The 20,417-nt window shown below is 61.2% G+C and carries 19 protein-coding genes; 3 read left to right on the top strand and 16 right to left on the bottom strand.

Translation table 11 applies throughout. The annotated features are described in order from the left end of the window. Window positions 1-18: 18 nt before the first annotated feature. Genes nuoL through QAO71_RS07940 form a run of 11 tightly spaced genes read right to left on the bottom strand, consistent with a single transcriptional unit; the run spans window position 19 to window position 11,816 of the window. Window positions 19-1,872 (bottom strand): NADH-quinone oxidoreductase subunit L, encoded by a 1,854-nt coding sequence (gene nuoL / locus QAO71_RS07890; RefSeq protein ID WP_036989852.1) that lies wholly within the window; start codon window positions 1,870-1,872, stop codon window positions 19-21. Further along, complete coding sequence (gene nuoK / locus QAO71_RS07895; protein WP_036989851.1) at window positions 1,869-2,177, bottom strand: NADH-quinone oxidoreductase subunit NuoK; 309 nt, start codon at window positions 2,175-2,177, stop codon at window positions 1,869-1,871. The genes nuoL and nuoK overlap by 4 nt, the downstream gene beginning before the upstream one ends. Then, window positions 2,174-2,680: an NADH-quinone oxidoreductase subunit J gene (nuoJ, locus tag QAO71_RS07900; RefSeq protein ID WP_036989850.1), complete on the bottom strand. Its 507-nt coding sequence runs from the start codon at window positions 2,678-2,680 to the stop codon at window positions 2,174-2,176. Before nuoJ ends, nuoK begins: the two co-directional genes overlap by 4 nt. A gap of 19 nt (window positions 2,681-2,699) precedes the next feature. Beyond that, a complete protein-coding gene (gene nuoI / locus QAO71_RS07905) occupies window positions 2,700-3,248 on the bottom strand; it encodes an NADH-quinone oxidoreductase subunit NuoI (protein WP_036989849.1) in 549 nt (182 codons plus the stop codon). 10 nt (window positions 3,249-3,258) lie between these two features. Next, window positions 3,259-4,248, bottom strand: a complete 990-nt coding sequence (gene nuoH / locus QAO71_RS07910) for an NADH-quinone oxidoreductase subunit NuoH (RefSeq protein WP_036989848.1) — start codon at window positions 4,246-4,248, stop codon at window positions 3,259-3,261. After that, window positions 4,245-6,974, bottom strand: coding sequence for an NADH-quinone oxidoreductase subunit NuoG (gene nuoG / locus QAO71_RS07915; protein WP_280165607.1), 2,730 nt, complete (start codon window positions 6,972-6,974; stop codon window positions 4,245-4,247). Before nuoG ends, nuoH begins: the two co-directional genes overlap by 4 nt. 57 nt (window positions 6,975-7,031) lie before the next feature. After that, a complete protein-coding gene (gene nuoF, locus QAO71_RS07920; RefSeq protein ID WP_280165608.1) occupies window positions 7,032-8,384 on the bottom strand; it encodes an NADH-quinone oxidoreductase subunit NuoF in 1,353 nt (450 codons plus the stop codon). Further along, window positions 8,381-8,881 carry an NADH-quinone oxidoreductase subunit NuoE gene (nuoE, locus tag QAO71_RS07925; RefSeq protein ID WP_177173413.1) on the bottom strand — a complete coding sequence of 167 codons (501 nt, stop codon included), beginning with the start codon at window positions 8,879-8,881 and terminating at the stop codon, window positions 8,381-8,383. The genes nuoF and nuoE overlap by 4 nt, the downstream gene beginning before the upstream one ends. Continuing rightward, window positions 8,878-10,662, bottom strand: a complete 1,785-nt coding sequence (gene nuoC / locus QAO71_RS07930) for an NADH-quinone oxidoreductase subunit C/D (RefSeq protein WP_280165609.1) — start codon at window positions 10,660-10,662, stop codon at window positions 8,878-8,880. Before nuoC ends, nuoE begins: the two co-directional genes overlap by 4 nt. Before the next feature lie 55 nt (window positions 10,663-10,717). Then, entirely contained in the window at window positions 10,718-11,395 is a 678-nt protein-coding gene (locus tag QAO71_RS07935) for an NADH-quinone oxidoreductase subunit B (RefSeq protein WP_036989843.1), read from the bottom strand. A 10-nt stretch (window positions 11,396-11,405) separates the two neighbouring features. Further along, the gene (locus QAO71_RS07940) at window positions 11,406-11,816 is read right to left on the bottom strand and encodes an NADH-quinone oxidoreductase subunit A (protein ID WP_036989842.1); all 411 of its coding nucleotides are present in this window, start codon (window positions 11,814-11,816) and stop codon (window positions 11,406-11,408) included. A 216-nt stretch (window positions 11,817-12,032) separates the two neighbouring features. Between QAO71_RS07940 and QAO71_RS07945 the strand changes: the two genes are divergently transcribed. After that, window positions 12,033-12,476, top strand: a complete 444-nt coding sequence (locus tag QAO71_RS07945) for a hemerythrin domain-containing protein (RefSeq protein ID WP_036989841.1) — start codon at window positions 12,033-12,035, stop codon at window positions 12,474-12,476. Between the two features lie 134 nt (window positions 12,477-12,610). Further along, window positions 12,611-13,975 (top strand): glutathione-disulfide reductase, encoded by a 1,365-nt coding sequence (gorA, locus tag QAO71_RS07950; protein ID WP_036989840.1) that lies wholly within the window; start codon window positions 12,611-12,613, stop codon window positions 13,973-13,975. Window positions 13,976-13,999: 24 nt separating this feature from the next. On the opposite strand, the gene QAO71_RS07955 is transcribed toward gorA, so the two are convergent. Then, the gene (locus tag QAO71_RS07955; protein ID WP_280165610.1) at window positions 14,000-14,485 is read right to left on the bottom strand and encodes a copper chaperone PCu(A)C; all 486 of its coding nucleotides are present in this window, start codon (window positions 14,483-14,485) and stop codon (window positions 14,000-14,002) included. A gap of 214 nt (window positions 14,486-14,699) precedes the next feature. Here QAO71_RS07955 and QAO71_RS07960 point away from each other — a divergent pair, with 214 nt between their 5' ends. Further along, window positions 14,700-15,032, top strand: coding sequence for a PilZ domain-containing protein (locus QAO71_RS07960; RefSeq protein WP_051610865.1), 333 nt, complete (start codon window positions 14,700-14,702; stop codon window positions 15,030-15,032). Window positions 15,033-15,047: 15 nt separating this feature from the next. Here the strand turns inward: QAO71_RS07960 and QAO71_RS07965 are convergent, their stop codons facing one another. From QAO71_RS07965 to QAO71_RS07980, 4 genes are read right to left on the bottom strand one after another with little or no spacing between them, the layout of a single operon-like run. Then, window positions 15,048-16,148 (bottom strand): DUF1513 domain-containing protein, encoded by a 1,101-nt coding sequence (locus QAO71_RS07965; RefSeq protein ID WP_280165611.1) that lies wholly within the window; start codon window positions 16,146-16,148, stop codon window positions 15,048-15,050. Window position 16,149: 1 nt separating this feature from the next. Then, window positions 16,150-17,193, bottom strand: a complete 1,044-nt coding sequence (locus tag QAO71_RS07970; protein ID WP_074781181.1) for an imelysin family protein — start codon at window positions 17,191-17,193, stop codon at window positions 16,150-16,152. A gap of 10 nt (window positions 17,194-17,203) precedes the next feature. Next, window positions 17,204-18,637 (bottom strand): di-heme oxidoredictase family protein, encoded by a 1,434-nt coding sequence (locus QAO71_RS07975; protein WP_218144733.1) that lies wholly within the window; start codon window positions 18,635-18,637, stop codon window positions 17,204-17,206. 52 nt (window positions 18,638-18,689) lie between these two features. Continuing rightward, a complete protein-coding gene (locus QAO71_RS07980; protein WP_280165612.1) occupies window positions 18,690-20,054 on the bottom strand; it encodes an imelysin family protein in 1,365 nt (454 codons plus the stop codon). Window positions 20,055-20,417 lie beyond the last annotated feature (363 nt).

The following is a 20,417-nucleotide window of genomic DNA, read 5'->3' on the forward strand; positions in this document are numbered from 1 at the left end:
CCTTGCGTGAATTCATAATCAGGCCACCGACAGCAGCAGAATACCGATCACCAACACGGCACCACCGGCAATGGAGGCGGCATACCAGCGAATCTGGCCATTCTCGCTGCGGCTGAGCAGCGCATGACTGCCGCGCGCCAGCAACGGCACGATACCGATGGTGCGGTCCAGCGGGTCGCGGCGCAGAATCCGGGTCAGCCACAGATAGGGCTGGACGAACAGCTTGTCGTACAGCCAGTCGAAGCCCCAGGCGGCGAACCACCAGGCAGTCAGGAAACGGCCCGGTGCGCTGTTGCGTATGGCCCCGACCACACGGCGAGGCCCCAGATACAGCCAGGCCGCCACCAGGATGCCCGCCACGGCGATAGCGCCGGAAGCAATTTCAAGACCGATCCGGCCCTCACCACCGGCATGCCCGGCGCTCTGCGGCAATACACCGGCCAACGGTGGCGTGATCAGTGCGCCGACAAAGGTCGAGAGGATGATCAGTACGATCAGCGGCAGGTTATGCGCCAGCCCCGTGCCTGCATGGGCCTGGGTCTGTTCCTCACCGTGGAACACCACGAAGATCAGCCGGAAGGTATAGATGGAGGTCAGGAAGGCACCCAGCAGGCCGGCGTATAGCAGGGCGCTGTTGCCGCTGGCGAAGGCTTCCCAGAGGATTTCGTCCTTGGAATAGAAACCGGCGGTCAGCAGTGGCAGCGCCGCCAGCGCCGCGCCGCCGACGATAAAGCTGGCGTAGGCTATCGGCAGCTTTTTCCATAGCCCGCCCATCCGGAAGATGTTCTGCTCATGGTGGCAGGCATGGATAACCGAACCGGAGGCGAGGAACAGCAGCGCCTTGAAGAACGCATGGGTCATCAGATGGAAGACCGCCGCCTCCCAGGCGCCGACACCCAGTGCCAGAAACATGTAGCCGAGCTGGCTCATGGTGGAGTAAGCGAGGATGCGCTTGATGTCCGTCTGTACCAGCGCGGCGAAGCCTGCCAGCAACAGCGTTGCCCCGCCGACGATGCCGACCAGTTGGAGGATATCCGGGGTCAGCAGGAACAGCCCGTGGGTGCGGGCGATCAGGTAGACGCCTGCGGTCACCATGGTTGCCGCGTGGATCAGCGCCGACACTGGAGTCGGGCCGGCCATGGCATCGGCCAACCAGGTCTGTAGCGGCAACTGGGCGGATTTGCCCACCGCACCGCCGAGCAGCGACAAGGTCGCCAGGGTGATCCAGAAGTCGCCCTCGGCGTACCGCTGCGGTGCCTGCATCAACAGCTCCTGGATATTCAGCGTACCCAGTTGCATGAACAGAATGAACAGACCGAAAGCCATCAGCACGTCACCGACCCGGGTGACCAGAAAGGCCTTGAGCGCGGCATTACCGTTCTTGCGTTCGGTGTAGTAGAAGCCGATCAGCAGGTAGCTGCAGACCCCCACGCCTTCCCAGCCCAGGTACAGGAACAGCAGATCATCGGCCAGGATCAGACACAGCATGCTGGCAATAAACAGATTGGTGTAGGCGAAGAAGCGCGAATAACCCGCCTCGCCGCGCATGTACCAACTGGCGAACAGGTGGATCAGAAAGCCCACGCCAGTGACCACGCCCAGCATGGTCAGCGACAGCCCGTCCAGATACAGCGTCAGGCTGGGAGTGAAGTCGCCTACCGCCATCCATTGCCAGAGTATCTGGATATAGGCGCCATCCTGCAGCGCGCCGGTGCTGAACAGCCAGGTGATCCAGGCGCTGACCAGTGCCGACAACCCCACCGAGCCGACGCCAACCAGCGCCGAGGTACGCTCCGACCAGCGCCCGCGGGAGAACGCCAGCAGCAGGAAGCCCAGCAGTGGAAACAACAGGGTAAGAAATAGAAGGTTCATCCGCGCATCTCACTGGCAGCGTCGATATCCAGGGTCCTGAAGCGGCGATACAGCTGCAGCAATATGGCCAGGCCGATACTGGCCTCGGCGGCGGCAAGGGTGATCACCATGATGAACATCACCTGTCCGTCGGGCTGCTCCCAGCGGGCACCTGCCACGACGAAGGCCAGCGCGGCCGCGTTCATCATGATCTCCAGGCTCATCAGCACATACAGAATGTTTCGGCGGATCATCAATCCGGTCAGGCCAAGACTGAACAGCACGGCGGCCAATGCCAGGCCGTGCTCCATGGGGATACCGTTCATGCCACCTCCCTGGCTTCATGGCGGCCAATATGGAAGGCGGTGACCATTGCGCCCAATAGCATCATCGCTGCCAGTTCAACAGCCAGGATGTAGGGGCCGAACAGGGCGATGCCCACCGCTTTGGCATCCACGCTGGCGCCGCTGATGGTCCCGGAGGATGGCTCGCTGAACAACACGTACAGCAGCTGGGCGAGCAACAGGCCGGACAGGATTCCAGGTCCGATCCAGCCCCGCGGACTGAGCCATTGGCGCTCCTGGTTGCGGCTGTCGCTTCCCAGGTTGAGCATCATCACCACGAACACGAACAGCACCATGATAGCGCCGGCATAGACGATGATTTCGAGTACGCCGGCAAAGGGCGCACCGAGGGAGAAGAAGCACATGGCCACGGCCAGCAACGAGGTGACCAGATACAGCAGCGCGTGTACCGCGCGGGTATTGGTGATCACCATCAGCGTGGCCGCCACGGCCACTCCGGCGGAGAAATAAAAGGCGAATTCCATCAGGTATTCCTCACACAGATCATGGCAATAGCCCCTTGACGTTGACCGGCTCGGCCTCGTTCTGCGCGGCGCCCTTGGGCTTGCCGGCGATTGACAGGCCGGCCACGCGATAGAAGTTGTAGTCCGGGTTCTTGCCGGTGCCGGCAATCATCAGGTCTTCCTTTTCGTACACCAGATCCTGGCGTTTGTACTCGGCCAGCTCGAAGTCGGGGGTCAGCTGAATGGCGGTGGTCGGGCAGGCTTCCTCGCACAGGCCGCAGAAGATGCAGCGCGAGAAGTTGATGCGGAAGAACTCCGGATACCAGCGACCATCCTCGGTCTCGGCCTTCTGCAGGGAGATACAACCCACCGGGCAGGCGGCGGCGCACAGATTGCAGGCCACACAGCGCTCCTCACCGTCGGGATCGCGGGTCAGCACGATGCGGCCGCGGTAGCGCGGCGGCAGATATACCGGCTCTTCGGGGTACTGCAGGGTGTCCCGCTTGCGGAATGCATGACTGAAGATCATCACCAGGCTGCGCAGCTGGGTGTAGGTGCCATGCACTACATGAATAATCGATTTGATCATGGCTGTCTCCTCAGGCTGCTGCCAGCACAATTGCGCCGGTCACCAGCAGGTTGATCAAGGTCAATGGCAGGCAGACCTTCCAGCCGAACGCCATCATCTGGTCGTAGCGCGGCCTGGGCAGCGAGGCGCGCAGCAGGATGAAGATCATGATGAAGAAGGCGGTCTTCAAGGCGAACCACAGGAATGGCAGCTGCGGCAGCAGATCGAAGGGGCCATGCCAGCCGCCGAAGAACAGTGTCGTCAGCAGCGCGGATACCAGCACGATGCCGATGTATTCGCCAACGAAGAACATGCCCCATTTCATCCCCGCATATTCCACGTGGTAACCATCGGCCAGCTCCTGTTCCGCTTCTGGCTGGTCGAACGGGTGGCGGTGGGTGACCGCCACCCCAGCGATGAAGAAGGTCAGGAAGCCGAAGATCTGCGGAATGATGAACCACAGGTTGTCGGCCTGGTAGGCAACGATATCGCGCATATTGAACGAGCCGGTCTGCGCCACCACGCCCATCAGCGACAGGCCCAGGAACACCTCGTAGGATAGGGTCTGGGCTGCAGCGCGCAGCCCCCCAAGCAGGGCGAATTTATTGTTGCTGGCCCAGCCGGCGAACAGCACCGCATAGACCGTCAACCCGGCCATGGCGAAGAACCACAGCAGGCCGATATTCAGGTCCGCCACCCCCCAGGTTGGCGTGATCGGCACCACGATAAAGGCCACCAGCAGCGAGCTCATCGCCACCACCGGGGCCAGGGTGAAGATCAGTCGGTCGGCGAACGGTGGGGTCCAGTCCTCCTTGAAGAACATCTTCAGCATGTCCGCGACAATCTGGAACATACCGAAGGGGCCGACCCGATTGGGGCCGTAACGGTCCTGCCACACGGCCAGCAGGCGTCGTTCGACAAAGCTCAGCAGGGCGCCGGCAATGACCACGGCCAGCAGAATGACGATGGCCTTGATCACATTGATCAGTACGGCGATCACCTCGGGAGTAAACCAGCTCATTGTGCGGCCTCCCTCAGATCAGTCACCACGCTGCTGGCCGTCAGGGGCGGGATGCCCGGCAGGCCTGCCGGCAGACCAACCACGCCCAGCGGCAGACCGCTGCTGATGCGTACCGGCAACTGCAGTCGCTGGTTATCCAATACCAGGCTCAATGCCGTTCCCTCGGTAACGCCCAGACGAGCGGCCTCGGTCTCGGCCAGGGCGATATACGGCGGCGGCATGCGCTGCTGAATCGGCTCGGCCCGGCTGCTGTTCTCCTCGCTGCCGAACAGGTGATGCAGGGGGACGACCTGCCAGGTGCCCGCTGCTGGCGCGAAGGCACTGGGTGGCTGGGTCCAGGTGAGGTCTGTACGGGTATCATCCAGCAGGCGCACACCGGGATCACCGCTGCGCAGATGGCCACCCACTTCATCCTGAAACTTGTTCCACGCCTGCGGCGAGTTCCAGCCGGGTGACCAGGCAAAGGGGATTTGCTGGCGCTGCTCGCTGCTGCCGGCGTAGCCTTCCATGGAGAAGGCGAAGGGACTGTCCGGGTCCTGCGGCTGACGCGGTTCATGCACACTGATATTGGCGCGCATCGCCGTGCGGCCGCTGTAGCGATGGGGCGCACGCGCCAGTTTCTGGCCCTTGATACGAAAGCTGGCATCCGGCGCCGCGTCGGTAATGGCAGCCAGACGCGGGTGTGCCGCAGCGCAGGCCGCGGTCACCTGATCCAGAGTGGTCCAGTCCACGGTTTTGCCCAGCAGGGTGCTGCGCAGAGCGTGCAACCAGCGCCAGCCTTCACGGATCAGCACCTCGGAGTTGTAGTAGCTCGGATCGAACACCTGGAAGAAACGTTGGGCACGGCCTTCCTGGCTGACCAGGGTGCCATCGCCTTCGGCAAAGCTGGCGGCCGGCAGCAGCAGGTGCGCCTGATCGCTGGTCGGCGTCTGCTGATGATTGACGACGATCACCACATTGGCTGCGGCCAGTGCCGCATCGACGCTGGGCTTGTCGGCCCGGCGATACAAGTCGTTCTCCAGTATCACCAAGGCGTCGTACTGGCCGGCGCTCAGGGCGGCGAGGGCGGCTTCGACTGACTTGTCAGCCGGGTCGTCGGCCAGCAGGATCGACATGCCCATGCTGTTGGCTTCCGGCACGACCAGGCTGATGGATGCGTTCTTCTCGCGGTTCTTCAGTGCCTGGGCAATATTGGCTGCCGCATCGATAATCGCGCGACTGCCCAGCGAGGCGCCGGAAACCAGCAATGGGCGCTTGGCCGCGAGCAGTGCCCCGGCGATACGTTGTGCCAGTTCCAGGGCATCGGCTTCCAGGCCGGGTACTGCCGGCGCACTGGGGTCAATGGCATGGGCCACGGCAAAGCCGAGGCGGGCCAGGTCATCCGGTGCAGCCTGTACCGACTCGGCGGCGATATCATCGAGCCGAGTGCTGTCCACACTGGCGATGAATACCGGGTTCAGGGCACCCTGGGCGATATTCTGCACCGCTGCCTGGTGCCAGCTCTGGATGCCGGCAGCTGCGGCCATCTCGGATGCCTTGCCTTTGGCGGCTTGGCGCAGGGCGAGGGCGATGCGCGCGGCGGTCTGGGTCAGGTCTTCGCCGAGTACTAAAACAGCATCGTGGCTCTCCATGTCGCGGATGGTCGCCGCCGGCAGCGGGCCATGCTGCAAAATGGTGCGTATGGCCTGGATATTGTCCAGCTCATGGCGGGCAATACCGGAGAAGAAATCGTCGGCGCCGACCAGCTCGCGCAGGGCGAAGTTGCTTTCCAGGCTGGCGCGGGGCGAGCCGATGCCGATGATACGGCGGCGATTGAGCAGACCAGCGGCCTGATCCAGCGCGGCGTCGATACCCATGCTCAGCCTGGAGCGCTGGCCGATCGGCTGGCGCGGACGGTCCTTGCGGTTGACGTAGCCATAGCCGAAGCGGCCGCGGTCGCACAGGAAGTAGTGATTCACCGACCCGTTGAAGCGGTTCTCGATGCGGCGAATCTCGCCATAACGCTCACCGGGGCTGATATTGCAGCCGGAGGCACATCCATGGCAGATGCTCGGGGCGAACTGCATGTCCCATTTGCGGTTGTAGCGCTCGGAGTGGGTCTTGTCGGTGAATACGCCGGTGGGGCAGACCTCGGTCAGGTTGCCGGAGAACTCGCTCTCCAGCGTACCGTCCTCGACCCGGCCGAAGTACACCTGGTCATTGGCGCCGAATACACCCAGGTCGGTGCCGCCGGCATAGTCCTTGTAATAGCGCACGCAGCGATAACAGGCGATACAACGGTTCATCTCGTGAGCGATGAACGGCCCCAGCTCCTGATTCTGATGGGTCCGTTTGCTGAAGCGGTAGCGCCGCTGATTGTGGCCGGTCATCACCGTCATGTCCTGCAGGTGACAGTGACCACCTTCCTCGCACACCGGGCAATCATGCGGGTGGTTGATCATCAGCCACTCGATGACGCTGGCGCGGAAGGCCTTGGCTTCCTCGTCGTCGATCGAGATCCAGCTGTTGTCCGTTGCGGGAGTCATGCAAGACATGACCAGCCGGCCGCGGGTGTCGTCCTCGTCGCTGTACTGCTTGACCGCGCACTGGCGGCAGGCGCCCACGCTACCCAGCGCCGGGTGCCAGCAGAAATAGGGGACATCAAGGCCGAGGGACAGGCAGGCCTGCAGCAGGTTGTCCGCCCCATCGACTTCGTAGTCTTTACCATCTACATGAATAGTGGCCATGGTTGTACTGTCTTCTTACCCGTTATACGGGTGCTGCTAATGGAATTCCGTTGCTCGTCACGCCTGCACGAACTCGGCGCCGGGCTTGCCGACCGCTGCCGCGGGGCTGATACCGGCCTCGAATTCACTGCGGAAATACTTGATTGCGCTGCCCAGCGGCTCGACTGCCCCCGGCGCGTGGGCGCAGAAGGTCTTGCCCGGCCCGAGAAAATCCACCAGGCGTGCCAATACCTCAAGATCCTCGGGGCGGCCCTGGCCGCGTTCCAGCGCGCGCAGGGTCTTCACGCTCCAGGGCAGGCCGTCACGACAAGGCGTACACCAGCCGCAGGATTCACGAGCGAAGAACTCCTCCATGTTGCGCAGCAGCGACACCATGCTGACGGAGTGATCAACCGCTAGCGCCAGCCCGGTACCCATGCGTGTGCCGACCTTGCCAATACCGCCGGAATACATCTGCGCTTCCAGGTGTTCCGGTAACAGAAAACCGGTACCGGCACCGCCAGGCTGCCAGCACTTGAGGGTGTAGCCGTCGCGCATGCCGCCGGCATACTCTTCGAACAGTTCGCGGGCGGTGATACCGAAGGGCAGTTCCCAGATACCGGGATTCTTCACCTTGCCGGAGAATCCCATCAACTTGGTGCCGTGGTCGCCGCTGTCTGGGCGCGCCAGTCCGGTGTACCACTGCACGCCGTTACCGACGATGGCCGGCACGTTGCACAGGGTTTCCACGTTGTTGACGCAGGTCGGCTTGCCCCAGACGCCGACGGCAGCAGGGAAGGGCGGCTTGGCGCGGGGATTGGCGCGGCGACCTTCAAGGGAGTTGATCAGTGCGGTTTCTTCACCGCAGATATAACGCCCGGCGCCGGTGTGCACGAACAGTTCGAAGTCGAAACCCGAGCCGAGGATATTCCTGCCCAACAGACCGGCAGCCTTGGCTTCGTCAATCGCACGATTCAGGTGGCGCGCCGCATCGACGTATTCGCCACGCAGGAAGATATAGCCACGGTACGCCTTGAGCGCTCGTGCCGAGATCAGCATGCCTTCGATCAGCAGGTGCGGCAGCTGCTCCATCAGCATGCGGTCCTTCCAGGTATTGGGCTCCATCTCATCGGCGTTGCACAGCAGATAGCGAATGTTCAGCGATTCGTCTGCCGGCATCAGGCTCCACTTGACCCCGGTGGGGAAGCCGGCGCCGCCGCGGCCCTTGAGCCCGGAGGTCTTCACCGTGTTGACGATATCGGCCTGGGCCATGTCCAGCAGCGCTTTGCGGGCCGCGGTATAGCCGTTTTTCTGTTGGTACTCTTCCAGCCAGACCGGCTGACCGTCATCGCGCAGGCGCCAGGTCAGTGGATGGGTTTCTTCGGTCCGGGCAATACGGTTGGCAGGGCCGAAGGAAGCGAAGGTTTTCATGGGTAGGCCTCCAGCAGTGCGGCCACACTGTCGGCGGTGACGTCGCCGAAAGTATCGTCATCGATCATCAGTGCCGGCGCCTTGTCGCAATTGCCCAGACAGCACACCGGCAGCAGGGTGAAGCGATCATCGCTGGTGGTTTGCCCCGGGCCGATGCCGAGCTGGCTCTTGATGCTGCCAAGAATGCTTTCATGCCCACCGATATAGCAGGTCATGCTGTCGCACACGCGGATGATGTGACGCCCCACCGGCTGGCGGAAGATCTGGCTGTAGAAGGTGGCGACACCCTCCACATCGCTGGCCGGAATGCCAAGCACTTCGCCAATGGCATCGGCGGCACCGTCCGGCACCCAGCCACGCGCCTGTTGCACGATCTTCAGCGCCTCGATGGAAGCCGCGCGCGGGTCTTCGTAATGATGCATCTCATGTTCGATGGCCGCGCGTTCGGCGTCACTGAGAACGAAACGGTCTGTCTTAATCAACGTAGTCATAATCAGCGGTCCACGTCAGCCATAACGAAGTCGATACTGCCCAGATAGGCGATCAGGTCCGACACCATGCTGCCGCGGATCACTGACGGGATCTGCTGCAGATGAGGGAAACTCGGCGTGCGGATACGTGTGCGGTAGCTCATGGTGCTGCCGTCACTGGTCAGGTAGTAACTGTTGATGCCCTTGGTCGCCTCGATCATCTGGAACGACTCGTTGGGCGGCATCACTGGCCCCCAGGAGACCTGCAGAAAGTGAGTGATCAGGGTTTCGATATGCTCCAGCGTGCGTTCCTTCGGCGGCGGCGTGGTCAGTGGGTGATCCGCCTTGTACGGCCCCTCGGGCATATTGTTCAGGCATTGTTCGATAATCCGCAGGCTCTGGCGCATCTCGCCCATCTTGACCATGCAGCGGTCGTAGGCGTCGCCGTTGACGGCCAGCGGCACTTCAAACTCGAAGTTCTCATAGCCGGAGTAGGGCCGTGCCTTGCGGATATCGAAGTCGCAACCCGTGGCTCGCAGGCCAGCACCGGTAACGCCCCATTCCAGGGCCTCCTTGGTGTTGTAATCGGCCACGCCCTTGGTTCGGCCGATCAGGATGCTGTTCTTCAGCGCCGCTTTTTCGTATTCATTGAGACGCTTGGGCATCCAGTCGAGGAATTCACGGACCAGTCGGTCCCAACCGTTCGGCAGGTCATGGGCGACGCCCCCGATGCGGTACCAGGCCGGGTGCATGCGAAACCCCGTGATCGCCTCGATCACCTTGTAGGCGCGCTGACGGTCGGTGAAGGTGAAGAACACCGGGGTCATGGCGCCGACGTCCTGGATATAGGTGCCCAGGTACAGCAGATGATTCTGGATGCGGAAGAACTCGGCCAGCATGATGCGGATCACATCGACCCGCTGCGGCACGGTGATGCCGGCGAGCTTTTCCACCGCCAATACGTAGGGCAGGTTGTTCATGACCCCGCCGAGGTAGTCGATGCGATCGGTATAGGGGATGAAGCTGTGCCAGCTCTGGCGCTCGGCCATTTTCTCGGCGCCGCGGTGGTGATAGCCGATGTCCGGTACGCAATCGATGATCTCTTCGCCGTCCAGTTGCAGGATGATGCGAAAAGCGCCGTGGGCCGAGGGGTGGTTGGGGCCGAGGTTGAGGAACATGAAATCCTCATGCTCGCCGCCCCGTGTCATGCCCCAATCTTCCGGATTGAAGCGCAGGGCTTCCTGCTCGGCGTCCTGCCTGGCGGCAGTCAGGCTGAAGGGATCGAACTCGGTGGCCCGCGCCGGATAGTCCTTGCGTAGCGGGTGGCCTTCCCAGGTCGGAGGCATCAGCAGGCGGGTCAGTCGCGGATGGCCTTCGAAATGAATGCCGTACATGTCCCAGACCTCGCGCTCATACCAGTCGGCGTTCGGCCAGATGGATGCGGCGGTGGGGACATTGAGGTCGTTTTCCTTGAGTGCGACCTTGATCATCACATCACTGTTACGTGCCAGTGACATGAGATGGTAGAACACGCTGAAATCCGCGTCGGGGAGCCCTTGCCGATGGGTGCGCAGGCGCTCGTCCATGCCATGCAGGTCATACAGCATGATGTAGGGTTGCGGCAGTTGCCGCAAAAATTGCAACACCGCGATCAGTTGCTCGCGGCCAACCCAGACCACCGGCATACCGGTGCGGGTCGGTTGGATGGTGAAAGCGGCGGCCCCGAAGTGGGACGTCAGCTCGGCAACGACCCGCTGGTCGTCAGCCTGGTATGGGGGTATATACAGCGCCTGATCTGCAGTCTTCATATGAATCGCTATCGGTCAACGGTGAATACGGCGGCGGTGTTGGCGTGGCGCCGGTTCACACGTCGTCAGGAGTACGCAGGTTGGTGACCTGAATGCGGCGGTCACGATTCTGCTCGCGTTGCGAAGGCATATCCGCTCGGTAGACACCCTGGTCGCCAACGACCCAGGACAGCGGGCGGCGCTCCTTGCCGATGGAGTCCTGCAGCAGCATCAAGCCCTGCAGAAAGGCTTCTGGGCGGGGCGGGCAGCCGGGAATGTAGACGTCCACGGGCAGGAACTTGTCCACGCCCTGGACGACGGAGTAGATGTCATACATGCCGCCGGAATTGGCGCAGGCTCCCATGGAAATGACCCACTTGGGCTCCAGCATCTGTTCGTACAGACGTTGAATGACCGGCGCCATCTTGATGAAGCAGGTGCCGGCAATAACCATGAAGTCCGCCTGGCGGGGCGAGGCGCGAATGACTTCCGCCCCAAAGCGCGCGATATCGTGCGGGGCGGTGAAGGCGGTGGTCATCTCCACATAGCAGCAGGAGAGACCGAAGTTGTATGGCCAGAGAGAATTCTTGCGTCCCCAGTTCACCGCGCCGTTGAGAACATCTTCCAGTTTGCCCATGAAGATGTTGCGGTGAACCTGATCTTTCAGCAGCCTATCGTCGACGGTCTCCCTGGTACCGATGGGATACTCGTCATTGACGGCATCCGGATCGATCCGAACAAGTTCATATTGCATGTTAAAAGCCTCATTTCAGCTTCGCTTGCCTCCTGCGGCGGCCGGCTGGTGACCAATCAAGGGCACCGATAGCCGCCTCGTAGACAAGACCCGCAACTAGAATTGAAATAAAGATAGAGGCTCCGATGAAACCGGCCCAGCCGCTTTCGCGCACCGAAACGGCCCATGCAAACAGGAATAGGGCTTCAACATCGAAGATCACGAAGAGCATCGCGACCAGATAGAATTTTGCGGAGAATCGCAGGCGGGTATCGCCAGTGGAAACGATACCGGACTCGAAGGGTTCGTTCTTGCTGCGGCCCCAAGCTCTGCTGCCGAGGATGCTCGATAGCAGCAACATGAAAGCGCACAGACCCAGAACGCCCAGCAGAAAAGCAGCCAATGCCCAGTTGTGGGGCTGTGTTGATACAGCATCAGGCATGCCGGACTCCTTGGAGAATCGGCTTGATTATTGGTTCTTATACGCGAATCAGATGTTTCTTCGCGTCAGGCTGCAGCTAGTGTAGGCCCGCTGGGCGGGTTATGAAAGGGCTGGGTCGGCCTGTAACAATTTTTTACACAGACGGGCCAATTAGCCTGCCTGAACTTCGATCGGTGCGCTTAGTCCAAAAAACTACCTAGGTTGACGGAGCGGCATATGACCATTTTCGAAGCATTGCGGATGAGCCATGACAAGCAGCGCAAGTATGTCGATGCGGTGTTGCGGACCAGCGGTGACACCCAGGAGCGGGTCGAAGCGTACCAGCAGCTGAAGGAAGAACTGTATGCCCATGAGACGGCAGAAGAGCGCCACTTCTATATCCCGCTGATGGCCCATGAGAACGGTGTCGACCTGAGCCGTCACGCCATTGCTGAACACCACGAAATGGACGAACTGGTGGAAAAGCTCGACGAGATCGAGATGTCCAGTTCCGCCTGGCTGAACACTGCTCGGGCGTTGGGTGACAAGGTGCTGCATCATCTTGAAGAGGAAGAGCAGAAGTTCTTCCAGATGGCCGGGAAACTGCTTACCGAACAACAGAAAAGCGAGCTGGCCGAGCAATACAATGACGAATACGACGAACTGCTGGCACAGGGCTGATCAGCCCGTTACCCGCAGCGTCGCGAGGCCCGTTGCCGGGGCATGAAATTGAAAATGCCTATCCGGCCGTTTTACACCCGAAGGGAGCCAATCGGGTATGCTGTGACGCTCGTATCAGTTGCAGGACAGCAAGCATGTCGGATTATGATTTTGACCTTTTCGTTATCGGTGCCGGATCGGGTGGTGTGCGCGCCAGCCGGATGGCTGCCAGTTTCGGCGCGCGGGTGGCGGTAGCCGAGGAACTTTATCTCGGCGGAACCTGTGTGAACGTTGGCTGTGTGCCGAAAAAACTGTTTGCCTATGCTGCCCACTTTGCCGAAGACTTCGCCGATGCCCGCGGTTACGGCTGGGATCTGGCCGATGCCAGCTTCACCTGGCAACGCTTGCTGGATAACAAAAATGCCGAAATCACCCGGCTCAATGGCATCTATCACAACCTGCTTACCGCCGCCGGGGTAACCATGGTGCATGGTCGGGCACGGCTGCTTGACTCCCACACGGTTGCGGTGGGCGACAAGACCTTCACTGCCGAGCGCATTCTCATTGCAACCGGCGGCTGGCCATTCATTCCTGAATTCCCCGGCCGAGAGCATGTGATCAGTTCCAACGAGGTGTTCTACCTCGATCAATTGCCCAAGCGCTGCCTGGTTGTCGGCGGCGGCTATATCGCTATCGAATTCGCCAGCATTTTCCATGGTCTGGGCTGCGATACCAGTCTCGCCTACCGGGGCGAGCAGTTCCTGCGCGGCTTCGACCAGGGGCTGCGTGATCACATGGTAGTGACAATGCAGAACAAGGGGCTCGATCTGCGCTTCAATGCCGACGTGGCCCGAATCGACAAGCAGGCCGACGGCAGCCTCCATGTCGAGTTCAAGGATGGCGAAAGCCTGGATACCGACCTGGTGCTCTATGCAACCGGGCGCCGCCCGAAGCTGGATGGGCTGGGTCTGGAAAATACCGAGGTAGCCCTGGACGACAAGGGCTTCATCAAGGTCGACGGCGATTATCAGACTACCGACTCCGCGATCTTCGCCATTGGCGACGTGACCAATACCCTTCAATTGACGCCGGTGGCCCTGGCCGAAGGGATGGCCTTGGCGCGGCGGCTATATCGGCCGGAGGAGTACCGCCCCGTGGATTATGCGGATATCGCTACAGCGGTGTTCTGCATTCCCAATATCGCCACCCTGGGCTTGACCGAGGAACAGGCGCGCGCCAATGGGCATAAGCTGGATATCTACGAAAGCCGCTTCCGGCCGATGCGCAACACCCTGGCGGGCAATGACGAGCAGAGCTTCATGAAGCTGCTGGTGGACCAGAGCACCGACCGGGTGCTGGGCATTCATATGGTAGGCCCGGATGCCGGCGAGCTTATCCAGGGGCTGGCGGTGGCGCTGAAGGCCGGGGCGACCAAGGCGGTGTTCGATGCCACCCTGGGCATTCACCCCACGGCTGCGGAGGAATTTGTCACCATGCGCACGCCGACTCGCTGCGACTGAGCCGGCGAGCTGCTGTCGTGACGCTCAATGATGGCTATGGGCGTCATGATCGGCAGGTGCAGCAGGGGCCGGCTCTCCGGTCACCTTGACTTCGACTTCCACCTCACCCGCGTGTTCGAAGCTCAGCGTCAGCGGATAGCTGCCACCCTCGACCAGCGGCTGCTGCAGATCGAACAGCATGAAATGATTGCCGCCCGGCTTGAACTCCACCTGCGCGCCGGGAGCAATGGCCACGCTGTCGATCTGCTGCATCTTCATCAATCCGTCCTGGTGGACGTGCTCATGCAATTCGACCCGCCCGGCAATGGGCGAGGTGGCCCCCGTCAGTCGGTCGGCCTGGTCTCCCTTGTTCTCCAATACCAGATAGGCGGCGCCAGTGGGCGCTACCGGCGGCAGTGCCCGTGACCAAGGATGGATGATATGAATGTCACCTGCGGTGAAGTCATGCGCCAACGCCTGGACACTGAGTAACGTTGCGCCAAGCAGTACGCTGAACTGGGTGAGTCGCATGGGTTATCCTCGTTATGGGTGGCCAATGGGCCGGTATGTGGGAGCCGTTTACGTCCGGTCATTATGGGTGCCGCTCCGGAGCAGGGGCAAGGCGACGCTGATATGTCAAACGCATCACAAAACGCTTCAATGTTTACGTAAATACATGGAATATGGCTTTTAGCTATCACCTAATTGATCGACACTTAGGGTCATATACCGGACAGAGTATGTCATGAACGAAAGACGAAAACTGGAGCGCCACCACGTGAGCAACAGCCTGGAAGTATACGACCTGGATAGCGGGGAATTACTTGGGCGTGTTGTGGATCTCCACACCGAAGGGTTGATGCTGCTGAGCGAACGACCGATCGAATTGAACCGAAGCTGGGCGCTGCAAGTGAATCTGCCGATGAACCTCAATGGCGTCAGCGAATTCATGCTGGACGCGGAAAGTCGCTGGGATCGCAAGAGCCTCGCCAGCGGCCAGTATTGGACCGGTTTGCAATTCACCCATCTGCCCGAGGATTCCCGCCGCTGTATAGAGCGCATGGTTTCCAGCCGCTGAGCCGCGCCTCCCTGTTCAGGCGCGGGTCAGATGGTTATCCCAGCGCAGGGTGTGGTGGGTGATCAGCTCAGGCTCTGTCGCCGAGGTCCGGACCCGGTATAGCCCGCCATGACCGGATGACACCACAAAGCTGCCATCACGCTCCGCCAGCACACCCCCAGGATCAGGTACCGAGACCACTCCCATGGGCTGCCCTGAACGATAATCCAACAGCATGACGCAATTCCCACGAGGCGCCGTAATGGCTGCGACGGTGGAGTGGGGGTTGATCGCAACGCTGGCCGTGTAGTTGCCCAGCATCGCCTGTTCATGCTCCGCCAGCGCAATCTCGCTGAAGTCCCCGGTGTTGGTGTCCAGCCGGGCGATCAATGGCGGGGTTTGCCATTTCTCTCCTTCAAACTGGTATCCGGCGATGACGATGCCGTCGCGGCTGATATCCAGATGATGGCAGCTGAGCTGGTGATGGGAGGGCTCGCAATGTTGCAGTACCTCACTGCTATGGCGATCCATCACGATCAGGGCCGGCTGCATGGACTGCAGATTGAGCTTGATACGGCCATAGTCCGGGTGCGTCTTGATTCCCCCCAGCGCGACCACCAACCTTTGCCCGTCGGGATGCAGACGCAGCTCATGAGGGTCCATGCCGCCTACAGGCAGATCCTGCATATGCCGGTAACCATCATCTGCTGCGTAAACCCGAATCTGCCCGGCACCGCTGGGATAATGATTGGCCGTAGCGTAGAAGCGGCTGCCGTCCTCGCTGAATACACCGTGGCCGTAGAAATGGAAGCCATCTCCAGCCTCAACCAATGCATCAAGAGTGCCTTCCAGGATATTGATTACATACAGATTTTTCCCAGGTCTGCGAGACATGATTACCGCTTGGCCCGCGTTCGGATGCAGGCAGCCGCTGTGACAGCGCTCAGCTACCGGAAGGCGGAACAGCTCCCGCCCGTTGCTGTTGGCGGCGACGATAAAATGCTCGCCAAGGGCCGTGTCGACCGAGCTGAGAAAACGCAGATCCGGTAATTCGCGGCTGCTGGCAGCAAAGCTATGGGCGCTGCAGAAGGCGGCGATGCCCAGCAGGCTGAACTGGATGAAATCGCGCCGCTGCATGTCAGTCCCCATCGCTCGAATTGAAGCCGCGGATAATCCCCAGCTGACTGGCGATATTGCCGGACAGCAGCTGGTTCAGCTTGTCGATTTCAATGAAGATCAATTGCAACGTGCGATAGCCGTCATCGTTGGCCAGCAACGTCTGCATATCCGCCGGCTGCTGCTCCAGCCGGGCGATGGTCGCCGTCAATTGTTGATCCAGGCGTTCGACCAGCTCGCTCCCCTCGGCATCAACCATCAACTCGCGCAATCCCGGCAGGAAGTACTGCTGCAGGCCGACCAGGCTGGCGCGGATACCGGCCAACGAATGTTCGCTGCGCCAGGCATCGGCAATGTAGGGATTGCGCCGCGGCTTGCCTTCCAGCCCCATGGGCGCAGCCAGGCGCTTGTTACGCAGGATGTCGAGCCCGTGCATGGCGGCCAGCACCGTGGTGTTCTGGAACTGCTCGGTGCCCAAGTAGTGCGGGCGGAACGCCTGCCATTGTTCCTGCAAGTGCGCGGCGTTGTGCTGCAGCAGGCTACTGATGGCGGTCACCAGTTCGCAGGCGCGTTTTTCCGGCAGCGGCTGGGTCCTGGCGGCCTGCGGGTCGAAGAGTAAGTATTCGAGGGCGGGGAAGCCCTTCACCGCTACGCTGTCGGCTCGCAGTTGGTCAATGCCGATCGCTTGCTCGCCGCCCAGCCATAGATTCACCTTGCGCGCGACGGTGTTCTTGGCGTCCGGCCAGAACTGGAATTGCCAGCTGAGATTGTCCTGCTCGATCGGCCCAAAATCGACGAAGCGCACCGCCTGCCAGCTGTCGAAGGCGCTGAACCAGGCGGACTCAAGGGCTTCACGCTGCTCTGCCGAGGGCGTTGCGCAGTAGGTTGTTGCCGCCTGGTCGAGGTTGGCGGTGCTGGTGGCAAGGGCGGCATAGCCTTCGGTAAGGGCGCCGTGCCAGGCTTCGCGGGGCGCTTGCGCCCAGGCGCTGGTGCAGAAGGACGCAGCGAGCAGGGCGGTTGAACCCCATTTCAAGGTGCGTAGACTCAGATTGGATAATGAGGGCATGTGAGATCCGTTACAGGGAGTTCAAGAAGGTAAGCAGCGACTGGCGCAGTTCCGCCGGCAATGTCCGGTAGCGCTCTGTCGTTGCCTGGGCTTCGCCGCCATGCCAGAGAATGGCTTCCTCCAGCGTGCGGGCGCGGCCGTCATGCAGAAAGCCGGCCCGGGGATTGATCTGCTGGGTCAGCCCCAGGCCCCAGAGCGGCGGCGTGCGCCACTCGTTGCCGTCGGCCAGGAATTCGGCGCGGCCGTCGGCCAGGCCTTCGCCCATGTCATGCAGCAGCAGATCGGTATAGGGCCAGATTACCTGATCGCTCAGTTCCGGTCGGTCAGCCAGTGTGCCGGTGGTATGCCGCGGCGTGTGGCAAGCGGCGCAACCTATTTCATTGAACAGCTTCGCACCGGACTGCACTGCTGGGTTGTCCATATCACGGCGGGCCGGTACTGCCAGGCTCATGGCATAGAAGTTGACGAAGGCGGCAATCTTGTCGCTGACCTCGGGCGTACCGCCGTCAGCAAAGCGGTCGCATTCTTGCGCGGCGGTGCAGTCCGTGTCCGGAACGATGTTGGAACTCAGCCCCATATCGCCGGCGAAGGCGGCCATGCTCTGCTGCATGACGCTGACTTCAGCTGCTTTCAGACCGAAGCGCCCCAGCGCGGTGCGTTGGCCTATACGGTCCCACACCTGATTGGCTCGCCCGGAAATACCGTCGCCATCCAGATCGTCCGGGTCTGCGGCCGCCAATATGGCTTCCTCGGGGATGGTTTCGAGCAAACCGAGACCAATCATTGGCGGAGCAACACGGGGCGAAATCAGCAGATCCTCGGGCAGGGCGCCATAGTTTGGGCCATCAATCCGGTACTGCGGGCGCCGTAATTCCACCTTGCTGCCATCGGCCAGGGTTTCCTCGAACAGCTGCCATTCGATATTCAGCCGCGCCTCCGGTTTCATCCCCGGGATGGCGGCCGTCTGTAACTGGCTGCCATAGACTGGAGCGGGTACGAAACCATGTTGCTGCAGCAGTTGCGGATCCGTATCCGGGCCGGCCGGCACTGACAGCCGCAGAAATAGCGAAACGGCTGTTTCCCCCGGTGCCGGCGGGTGACCACGACCGTCTTTGATATGACATCCCTGGCAGGAGTTGGTGTTGAACAGCGGGCCCAGGCCGTCACGGGCGTCGGTGCTCGAAGGCGCAATCACCCAGGGGTTGCGAAAGAAGCTGTTGCCCACGCTGAAATCCAGACGGCGGGATATCGGCAGATTGCCCAGGGGCAGGGAGTAGGCGTTGTGGTCGCTCTGGGTAACGGTACCGGCACCGCCGGAGTTGGGGGTGTCCTGCACCGGATAGTCGGCGCCCAGGCTGGGGGTGGCGAACAGGCATAGCGCCAGAGCAGGAGTGAAAAGCAAGAATTTCATGGGCGTAAATCTGTATGGCCTGGATGAAGACATGGACGCCCGAGCCCCCGGAACTGGCCCGGGGCTCGGGCGCCATCATCACGGATCAGAAGGAATGGCCGGCGTCATCGGGTTGCAGGGAGTCTACGCCCACGACCGCAGCGACCTGCTCAATGGACCCGGTCTGCTGGGCCAAAGCGGCGATGGCATCGTTGATAATAGTCGCGCCGGTCTCGTTACCGGGGGCGATCATCATGTCGAACGTCATGGCTGATTCACCTTCGGCGGCTTCCTTCATGACGGTCAGCGCTTCCATGGTGGAATCCAGATCATCCCGCAGACGCTGGTCCAGCTCGGGGTTCTTTTCCGCTACCAGTGCCGAGAGGGAAGGGCCACTGGTTACCGAGCCGTCCAATGCCTGGTAGCTGCCCAGGTAGATGTTCTGAATACCTTTGCCGTTGTAGTAATGCGAGTTGTGCGTGTTGTCGCTGAAACAATCATGCTCGTCTTCATAGGAGTTGGCCTCCAGCGCGACCTTCATTCGCTCGCCGGCCAGTTCGCCCAGTGATAGCGAACCCATGCCGAACAGCATTTTCTGAAACACGTCCTGGGTCGGCAGCGCCAGCAGTTCGGCGCGGTAGTTGCCGGCTTCGTCGGCGGACCACTGTCCGACCATCCACTGCAGATCATTGACCAACAGCTCGGATGCAGCGCTCAGATAAGCCGCCCGGCGGTCGCAGTTACCATTGGTGCAGGCTTCTCCCTGAACGAAATCCGTTACCGGGCGTTGGCCGGCACCGGCCTCGAAACCATTCAGATCCTGCCCCCAGAGCAGAAACTCGATGGCATGGTAGCCCGTGGCGACGTTCGCTTCCGAGCCGCCGATTTCGTTCAGGTCAGCCAGCAGCTGGGAGCTGAGTTCGCTGGCATCCAGCGTCTCACCGCCAATGGTCAGGGTCTGGTTGGCGATCAGGTTGGCGGTCGCGCCTTCATTGCCCAGTTCGTGCTGATAGTCGTCGGCGGCAACGTAATCGATCAGTCCTTCATCCAGCGGCCAGGCGTTCAGCTGGCCCTCCCAATCATCCACCACGGCATTGCCGAACCGGAATGCCTCGGACTGCTGATAGGGAATACGCGCCTGCAGCCACGCCTGGTGGGCAGCCTCGAGATTCGCCTCGTTCGGCTCTGCCAGCAAGGTAGCGATGGCCTTGTCGAGAGCTTGGGCAGCGGTCAGCGCATCGAGGTACACCGCGTGGGCCAGGTCGGCATAATGGCTGGCTACATCAGCTTCGCTGATCGCCGTGGCAGCTGGTGTGGTGTTGGTGTTGTCAGCGGGCTGGGACTGCGCCGCATCGGACGTCGTCGCGGCCGGAGATTGCGCCACCGGGTCCTGGTTGTTGTCGCAGGCGCTGAGCAGCACCGCAGCGGATATCGTCAAAGCCAATGTGGTGTAGCGAAAGGTGCGTGCCATGGTTGAGTCCCGTTTCCCGGTGATAATGATTTGCGTTGCGATTATAGACTTGTATCTTCATATTGCAATGCGACGCAGGAGAAAACCCGAAGAATAATGGGAATTATTCTCATTGACAGCTTGTATCATCGCGATAATACTCGGTCTATCGATTTATTCCGGAGGCTGTTCCATGAGCAAAGTGACTTTGATGGCTGGATCATCCCGATCCCTGTGCGAAGCCTGGCATGCACTGCAGGAACTCGAGCGCAGCCGCACCGAGAAGTGCCGTGCGCCTGGTTGCCCAGCCAAAACCGATAGCCGGCGCAAAGCGCGACGGAGCGTCAGCGGGGATCTTTGAACCAACCTGTCAATCCTTTGCCA

The sequence above is a fragment of the Halopseudomonas sp. SMJS2 genome (genome assembly GCF_029866945.1).
Lineage (GTDB): Bacteria > Pseudomonadota > Gammaproteobacteria > Pseudomonadales > Pseudomonadaceae > Halopseudomonas > Halopseudomonas bauzanensis.